The organism is Halobacteriovorax sp. (assembly GCF_041587335.1).
Lineage (GTDB): Bacteria > Bdellovibrionota > Bacteriovoracia > Bacteriovoracales > Bacteriovoracaceae > Halobacteriovorax.
In genome coordinates, this window is record NZ_JBFGYP010000118.1 from 1 (window position 1) to 8,972 (window position 8,972).

Below are 8,972 nucleotides of genomic sequence, written 5' to 3' on the forward strand. Positions count from 1 at the left end.
TATTTTATTTGAAATATTTTTCATCAAACTTTCATTATCTAAAATAAAACAATCTTCTAAATTACCTTGAAAACTGAAATCAAAAATCTTCTGATCAACTATTTCTTTATTTCTTCTTAAAAACTGTGCTCTATCTTTACTCTCGTCATAGATAAAATATTGCTTTGCAGGATGAAAATCGCTCTCAAAATCGCATTTCACGCGATCAACAGTATAGTGATAAGAATCAACAATGAGGTCACCAAGAGGGCTCATCCCCTTAGTCGTTCCAGAAAGGCTAACTACACTGGTCGAATTCAGACTACATGGAGCAGTCAATTGATCGTTGCTGATTTGCCCAATACGTAAAGTGTCAAGATCGAATCTGTCACTTTTTGAAAGTTCAAACAAGATAGATTGAGCACAAATGCCACTACCTAGTATTAATAAATCATATTTTTGAATATCTTCTGTCATTTTGTTGGTTTCTCATTGTCAAATTGAGGTCGTCTATTTATCGTATGTTGCTAATAAAATACAGTAAATAACACATGGTTTCAAGAAGAGACCAATAAAGACTCCAAGGGGATTCATATCATGGCGATTGACTCAACAGCAGTTGTATATGCTTCTACAAATACAGAAATTTCAGCTAAGCAAGTAATTGCAGCACTAACAATGTTAATTGATGAAGAATGTACGATACCGTTTATTACAAGATATAGAAAAGAGGCCACTGGCGGACTTGATGAAGTTCAGATTAGAGATATCCAAAACTCTTATGAAGAGTATCTTGAAAGAGAAAAGAGAAGACAGTTCATTTTAGAGACAATCAAAAAACAAGAACAGCTTACTCCAGAACTTGAAAAGAAAATCCTTGCTGCAGACACAATCAATCAACTTGAAGATATCTACGCTCCATATAAAGTAAAGAAGAAGACAAAAGGAATGATGGCCACAGAAGCTGGTCTTGCTCCTTTTGCAGAGCTTATCCTATCAACTAAAGGATCTATGCAGGACCTTGCTAAAGAGGCCGTTAAGTTTATAAATGCTGAGAAGAAAGTAAATAGCTTTGACGACGCTGTTAAAGGTGCATGTGATATTATCATTGAAAAATTTGCTCACGACACAGAAGTCAAAGAACAGCTAAGAGCTGACTACTGGAAAGAGGCCATTTTAAAATCTACGAAAAGAGATAAGGCCGAAACAATTAAAGACTACGAAAAATACAAAGACTACTTTGAATTTGAACAAAAAGTATCAGAACTTAAAGATGCTAAAGCATCACATCGCTTCTTAGCTATGAGAAGAGGGATGACTCAAAAAGTTTTAAAGGTTGAAGTTTCTTTTCCAGAAGAAGTTGCAATTGGATTAATTAAAAAGAAATACTTCGACGATGAAGCGCTAACGCTTGTTAATGTACTCATGGACTGCTCTAAAAAGGCCTTTAATAACTATATTCATGGATCACTTGATCTAGAGATGAAAACTGATCTTAAGAAGCTTTCTGATGAGTCAGCAATCAACGTATTTGGTGTAAATCTTAAGAACTTACTACTTCAACCATACTTAGGAGCAAAGACAGTTCTTGGTATGGACCCAGGAGTAAGAACAGGAGTGAAGCTAGCTGTAGTTGATAATACAGGAAAATTCCTTGTTGATACTGTAGTTTACCCTCACCCTCCTAAAAACCACGTAGTAGAGTCTGCAAAAATTGTTGAAGCAATGATTGAACAATTTGGAATTGAGTATATTGCAATTGGAAATGGAACTTACGGTAGAGAGACACTAGCAATAGTTGAGAAGTATGTACCACAAGTAAAGTCAGGAAAAGTTAAAGCGACTATGATTTCTGAAGCTGGAGCATCGATTTATTCTGCATCAGAAATCGCAAGAAAAGAGTTTCCAGATAAAGACCCTACAGTAAGAGGAGCAATTTCTATTGCCAGAAGATTTCAAGATCCTCTTGCAGAATTAGTGAAGATTGACCCTAAATCAATTGGAGTTGGGCAATATCAACACGATGTAAACCAAACAAGACTGAAGAAGTCTCTAGACGGTGTTGTAGAGAGTTGTGTGAACTATGTAGGAGTTGATATTAATACAGCATCTGCGCCACTACTCTCTTTCATCTCAGGAATTGGTCCAAGCGTTGCTAAAAATGTTGTAAAATATAGAGAAGATAATAAAGGTTTTGATAATAGAGAAGAATTATTAAAAGTTTCAAGATTCTCACAAAAGGTTTTCCAACAAGCGGCCGGTTTCTTAAGAGTATATGAAGGAGTAAACCCACTTGATTCTACGTTTATTCACCCAGAGAGTTATGAAGCTATCAACTCTTGGTGTAATGGAAATGGACTTTCAGTTAATGAACTTCTACAAAATAATGAGCATATATTAAAAATGGAAAAAGACTCTAGCTTCAAAGAGCTAGTTGGTGAATACACTCATAATGATATTATTAAGTCTTTGAGAGCACCTTCTCAGGATCCTCGTACAGAATTTAAGACAACAGAGTTTAGAAAAGATATTTCTAAAATTTCAGATCTTCAAGTTGATGAGTGGTACCCAGGTATTGTTACAAATATCACTCAATTTGGAGCATTTGTTGATATTGGAATCAAAGAGAATGGTCTTTTACACGTTTCTCAAATAGCAGATAAGTTTGTAGAAAACGCACTTGAAGAACTTAAAGTTGGCCAAGAAGTTAAAGTAAGAGTTAAAGATGTTGATCTTGATAGAGGTAGAATATCTCTATCTTGTAAGCAAGATGATGGAAATGCAGAGTTTAAATCTAACTATGAGTCTACTCCTAGAAGATCAAACTCAAAGAAATCTGCACCAAAGGCCGATGTTCCACTGAAGAACAATGCCTTTGCTGGACTAAAAGGTTTTAAATTTAAATAAGATCAAAACTAGATTGAAATAAAAAAAGGGAAGTCTAGGCTTCCCTTTTTTTATTGATATATGAACTTCTTATCCTTACCATCTATGTAATGATAAAAAGCAAAAAACTCTTGTTACTAATACTTCCAGCTATCTTATGTGTAGTACTTTTCTATCCTTTATTTCTTAATGATAAGTTATTTCAAGACATAACTCCTCTGCAGGTTGCCTACTCTGAAGCTGATTACTTTTTTACAAAGTTTAGTTTGATCTATTCCTTAAATTCATTAGGAGAGCCTCTCTTAACTAACCCAACAAATGGAATCTTATCTCTACAGGCAATTAATTATCTAATTTTTGATATCCCCTTGGCCTACAAACTTAACTTTGTGTTTGGTTTTCTTATATTTTATTATTTCTCATACAAGTTTCTTATAAAGAGAACAACAACAGTCATCTCTTCTCTACTTCCCTTAGTATTTTTAGCGGCACCTATTTTTCTATCAACCACTCAGCGTCTATCATTTTGGTCAACCATTTGGATTCCTGTATTTCTCTATATATTCACTGAGGCCATTGAGAAAAATTCAAAACTTAGATATTTAATCTCAGGTCTTGTGCTATCTAGAACTTTTTCAATGGGTGATCCGCTTCTCTTTATTTTACTGCCGACATTGTCTTATTTACTCATCAGATCTAGACCCAAAAAAGAAGCTCTTCTAGGTGTGCTAACCTTTCTCTTGGGTATCTTTCCTTTTCTATATTACTACCTAGAGCATCAACCTCTTATGGCCCGCTACTACGGTCAACCTGAACACGTTGCTCTAACCTATAGTCTTCTCCCAACGCGTATCATTGAGCTTTTTACCAATGGCCTCTTCTCTCCAAAGAGTGGGTCATATTGGTTTAAATCTGTATCTCTAGGACTAGTACTCTCATTAATAAGTGGATACACAATTTATAAATCACCTAGAAAAATATCAATTCCAATTATAATTATAATAATAACAACTCTCCTACTTTCACTTGGAATATACTTCTACCTTTCTGAACTAGCTCTAACATTGACTCCATTCTTAAATCAACTTCGCTTTCCTGAAAAGTTCACAATATATGTCTATGTGAGTCTTCTTTGTTTGACATACTTTCAGTCTCACATATTAAAGGATTTAAAATATATTCACCTACTTCTAGCTATTGCAATAATTGAGAGCGTCCTCTTAGTTCCAGACTTCAAATATATTGACCAAGATATAATCACACAGAAAAATCATTTAAAGACTTATCAAAATGTGCAAACGAGATTTAAGATTTGCCCGAATGGACTAGGTGAATACACTCATAGAAATATTCCAAACCTTAGGGCATTTGGAGTTGCGACCTTGAACTCAACTTCAAATATTTCTTCTACTGCCCTTAAAATGATTAGTTGTAAAAATATTATTATTAATGAAAACGCTATAAGGTTAGGTGTTAGTCACTTACTAATAATGAATATTTCTAGTGATGAAAAAACATTATTAGATAAGCTAAACTGGATACATGAAAAGAATGAAGGTCCATATCACATCTATAGACATGAAACGGCCTCTCCACTTAAGGCGATTGTTACAAACTCAATAACCACAGAAAAATTTCTAACTTATAAAGGAAGAGATTATCAAAAAAATAAAGATATCAGATGGGATAAGAATATATTAGATTCAACATTTTCTTTACGAAATGGTAAAGTCGTTAAAAACAACAATCCTCCTAAAGTCTCAAATTGTGTTGAAAATAAAATTGTAGATATTAAAACTTCTTATCACTCACAAAAATTTAAGATTTCGACCGACTCTAGGTGTGGAGGACTTCTACTAATCCCATGGTATTTCTCACCTGGCTGGAAGGCCTATAGCGGAGAGAATCAATTACCTATATATAGAATCAATGATATTAGCATGGGTGTTCAAATGGCCACAGGAGCTCAAACCATTGAATTTCTCTATTTGCCAAATAAGTGGCCACTTTTCTTTACATATTTTCTCCTCACCCTCTTAATAGCATCTGCTATCCTATTGAAATTACGCAAAAACAAAATGAGCTAAGTTTATAAAGTATCATTGTTCATAACCCGAAGAGAGACTTATGAACAAATCTATAAAAGCGATTCTATTATCCGTATTCACAGTCCTTATAACCTCTTGTGGTCCTCAGCGATCTGAATCCACAACTGAAGCTAAGGTCTTTCTAGGTGCTCTTACAGGCTTTAATAATCCCGTTATGCTATATGGTGGAAATACAGATGCCAATGAGGCCTTTGCTAGAAAGATTCTTCCATCTGATGACGGAATTGATCTTGAACTTGCTCAGGGAAACTGGAAGTTCTATGCACTTCATTGGGATGGAGCTCTTCCATTTGAAGGGAATCTCTCTTGCTATAGTTCAGTAAAATCAATTGAAGGTGAGACAATGGACATTAATGTTACTCTGTCTCAAACAGCTTGTAACAATACAAACTTCTTTCCAACGAGTCTAGGTTCACAAAACCCTACAGTATTTAATGGTTGTTCAAATTTAGATGATGTAACAAGTTTTTCAAGTACATGTACAGCAATGTCAAAAGGTATTGGAAAATCGTATCAAATTATCTATCCTCAATGGCCTTTAAGTAGTATTGAAGAAATAAATAACAACGCTTCACCTTCATTAATTTCAAATTGTATTAATCCTGCAACAGCGTCATCAATCAAGCTACCGATAGGAAATAATGAATCATTTTTTTCACCTATAGTACTTTCTTATGACACTTCTGACTGTAGTGGTTTACCAAGAGATAACAAATCTCTTAGAACATATAAGAAAGGTACAAACTTAGAAACTAAAGAGTATTCAGACGGAAGTAATAACTTCATTTTCTTCACTGACCGAAGTAGTGAGAGTTTAAGTGTAGTATCAACTTCACTTGGTGATAGCTGTGATGAAACATTCAATATGACAGTTCTAGGAGACAAGACTCTAATTGTTAATTCAGACAGCTCACTCAACACAACAGTATACCAATTTGATGAAGAGACTTTTATCGATACCATGCTTACTCCTTCTAATAATCAAACATGGGATCTCCATAAACTAGGAAATCAAGTATTATTTAAATCATATGATTCTAATAATGGAGCAGAACTTTGGGCATCAGACGGAACAATTCCAGGAACATTTATGTTAAAAGATATAAACCCAGGATCAGTTTCATCATCTCCTTATAATTTTATAGACTATAATGGAAAGGTCTATTTCTTAGCTACAACTGCATCAGAGGGTGTTGAAATCTGGACGACAGATGGAACCGAAGCAGGAACTAATCTCGTGTTTGATTTAAACCCTGGTCCAAATTCATCTGTATCAATTCCAAATTTTCAGATACTAGGAAATGAGCTCTACTTTGCTGCTAATGATGGGACTGTTGGAAATGAACTGTTTAAAATGGATACATCTGAAACGATCACTTTAGTAGAAGATATTTATGCAGGTTCATTGAGCTCCAACATAGCGAGGCTCTTTTTTCACAATAATAAAATTTACTTTGTTGCAGATGATGGAATAAATGGAAACGAACTCCACTCATATGATGGAACGACTCGTACTCTTTTGACAAATTTTTCAAATGCCACTCTTTATATAAACTCTATTGAAATCCTTTCTGATCAACTCGTATTTACCGCAAATGCTGATAATTCGACAACGTATGGAGAGGAGATTTATAGACATGATGGAGTTACTCCAAATAGTGAAACTCTAATTTCAGATATAAGAGCTGGAGCGGACTCTAGTTTCCCTTCTTTTCAAACAAAAACGAAGTCTGGAGAACTGATTTACCGAGCAACAAATGGTTCAATCTATGAGTTATACAAAGTAGATAGCTCTTTTGGTATTAGCAGTATTTCAGCTGGTAATGATATTACGCATGAAGATTCAATTATCTATAAAGATGTTCATTACATGCTTCTAAACTTTAATTCTACAACCACAGCACTATATAAGTATGATGAATCATCAAATTCACTTTTTGAAATTCAAGGAGCATGTCCATCTAGCTGTACGAGCTATCCTTTAGCTAAGTTTGGTGTTTCGGCGAAAGATCAACTCTATATTAAGAAGACCTATTACGATGGAACAGATTGGATTAGAAATATTTTTAAAATGGGAATATAGATTTAAAGATTATTATATACTCTGCTGGCCCTAACTTCTAAGTCTTCAATACAGTATTGAATTTCTTCAGAAGTTGGCTCAATATCAACACATGAATTTATGTAAAGAAAGTCTTCTTCTTCAATAGAGAAAGTGACCTCAATATCACAACGATCAGAGTTCACACTACAGTTAATAACATCATGAGAGATCTCAAAAATTGATGCACTAACAGTTAAAGAAAATAGAAATACAAGTAGGGCCTTAATCATCAATCCATCTCAAAAGTATCATAAGCAATGTACAACTTTTCTGAGAAACAATCTGTTGCCTCATCGTAGAACTTATTTGTTAAAGCACCAGTTCTACTTGAACTTGAAATAATGCTATCGAAGTTTATAACTTCTGAAATTGTGCAAGTCACATCGACTCTTTGCTCTTGAGTTATTTCATCTAAATTATAGTCGTAAACTTCATAAATATATTCAAATGAAAGCACACAACTCTTAGTCTCATAATTGCAATCAAGCTCATTAAATGAAAAGTTAAAATCTCCGCCACACCAAGTATCACCACAAATACTATCAAAAGCTTCAAGCGCCTTTGCCTCTTCAAATCGAGTTAAAGAGTTCTTAGCAAAAAGCTGAGCTGAAAAAATAAAACATAATACTAGAATTACAGACTTCATAAATACCTTTAGAAAAATCAATGACTTATATATAGCTTAAATAAAGATTTGGGTAAATGGCCCATGAAATAGATACATAGGCCTAAATGATAGGTTATTGAACTTCTGGAGCTAAATCATAGAACTCATCAGTACACTCACCTACGCTCTCATAAAGTTCATGAGTTAATTGCTCATAAGAGTTTCTTATTTCAATCATTTGATCGTAGCTAGTAAGGTTTTCAATAGTACAAGTAAACTCAGCTCTCTCTTCTCCAATAATGTCGTAAGTTTCATCATCTAAGATGTAAGAGATATATTCAAAAGTTAAATCACATGACTTAGTCTCAGAATCACAAATAAAAGCATTAAATGAATAATCGTAATCACCTTCACACCAAGTGTCTCCACAGATATTATCTGATGCTTCAAGAACCATATCGGCCTGAGCTTCAGTTAAAAAACTAGCTGCCTGAACGTGAGAAAATGCCATAAGCGTAGAAAGTATAAGAATAAGCTTCATAAGTGCCCCAATGTTTAAGTTTTGTTGAGACCACTTATATTCATAGGAACACCTTTCGTAAATGATATACATAAAATATATATCATCTAATTATTAGATATATAAAAAGAGTATATAGAATAACTAGCTAATTATACTAGATTAACCAATAGAGCGGACATAATCGAGATAAGTGCTCTCATCTTTTTTAAATTGAAAGAAGGCCAGAGCGCTGAAGGCAATTGAAATCACATAGGGAATTAAGAACGAAGTCAGTACACCCTTAAAAGTGATATAGACAGGAATCTGTCGATCAACAAAAACATCTGGCATAATATTGGGAGCATAAACCTTCATTAGGGCCAAGAATCCAAATCCAAAAATAAGCCCTCCAACTATACTAGAGAGAGTTGTTAGGTTTAAAAATATCTTCATGGCCACTTCTAATCTATTCTTAGAGCTTCCAAGAATCCAAAAAGAGACAAGGTCACCTTTTACTTTTCCAAGAAAGATCATAAGCCCTGAAGTGATACATAGAGACACTAATAGAGTCATTCCAGAAAATAGAAATAGCATGACTCTATTCTCTAACTGTAGGGCCCAAACAAGATTCTTATTCTTATCGGCCCATGTAACTAGTCGAACTCGGTCAGCATACTTACTTTTAAGTTCTTCTTTAAGAGAGCTAAAATCTATATCTTTATAAATTCTAATTCTATTTACGGCCCTCTTTCTAATTAAGTTTTGAACAACTGGTAGTCTTACCCA

8 protein-coding genes are annotated in these 8,972 nt (G+C 34.1%); 3 read left to right on the forward strand and 5 right to left on the reverse strand.

All coding sequences use genetic code 11. The features are described 5' to 3' along the window. Nucleotides 1-456: hypothetical protein (locus ABX784_RS13500; protein ID WP_372655583.1), on the reverse strand; the 456-nt coding region annotated here is incomplete at its 3' end. A 120-nt stretch (nucleotides 457-576) separates the two neighbouring features. On the opposite strand from ABX784_RS13500, the gene ABX784_RS13505 reads away from it, so the two are divergent. The 3 genes from ABX784_RS13505 to ABX784_RS13515 all read left to right on the forward strand — a co-directional run bounded on the left by ABX784_RS13505 (nucleotide 577) and on the right by ABX784_RS13515 (nucleotide 7,056). After that, on the forward strand, nucleotides 577-2,886 hold the full coding sequence (locus tag ABX784_RS13505; RefSeq protein ID WP_372655584.1) for a Tex family protein: 2,310 nt from the start codon (nucleotides 577-579) through the stop codon (nucleotides 2,884-2,886). 89 nt (nucleotides 2,887-2,975) lie between these two features. Beyond that, nucleotides 2,976-4,952, forward strand: a complete 1,977-nt coding sequence (locus ABX784_RS13510) for a hypothetical protein (protein ID WP_372655585.1) — start codon at nucleotides 2,976-2,978, stop codon at nucleotides 4,950-4,952. A 40-nt stretch (nucleotides 4,953-4,992) separates the two neighbouring features. Further along, a complete protein-coding gene (locus ABX784_RS13515; RefSeq protein ID WP_372655586.1) occupies nucleotides 4,993-7,056 on the forward strand; it encodes a hypothetical protein in 2,064 nt (687 codons plus the stop codon). A gap of 2 nt (nucleotides 7,057-7,058) precedes the next feature. Here the strand turns inward: ABX784_RS13515 and ABX784_RS13520 are convergent, their stop codons facing one another. From ABX784_RS13520 to ABX784_RS13535, 4 genes are all read right to left on the reverse strand, one after another. Then, a complete protein-coding gene (locus ABX784_RS13520; protein WP_372655587.1) occupies nucleotides 7,059-7,307 on the reverse strand; it encodes a hypothetical protein in 249 nt (82 codons plus the stop codon). After that, nucleotides 7,307-7,723, reverse strand: coding sequence for a hypothetical protein (locus ABX784_RS13525; RefSeq protein ID WP_372655588.1), 417 nt, complete (start codon nucleotides 7,721-7,723; stop codon nucleotides 7,307-7,309). The genes ABX784_RS13520 and ABX784_RS13525 overlap by 1 nt, the downstream gene beginning before the upstream one ends. 94 nt (nucleotides 7,724-7,817) lie before the next feature. Then, a complete protein-coding gene (locus ABX784_RS13530) occupies nucleotides 7,818-8,225 on the reverse strand; it encodes a hypothetical protein (RefSeq protein ID WP_372655589.1) in 408 nt (135 codons plus the stop codon). 141 nt (nucleotides 8,226-8,366) lie between these two features. Beyond that, a partial coding sequence (locus tag ABX784_RS13535) for a hypothetical protein (RefSeq protein ID WP_372655590.1) occupies nucleotides 8,367-8,972 on the reverse strand: 606 nt, incomplete at its 5' end.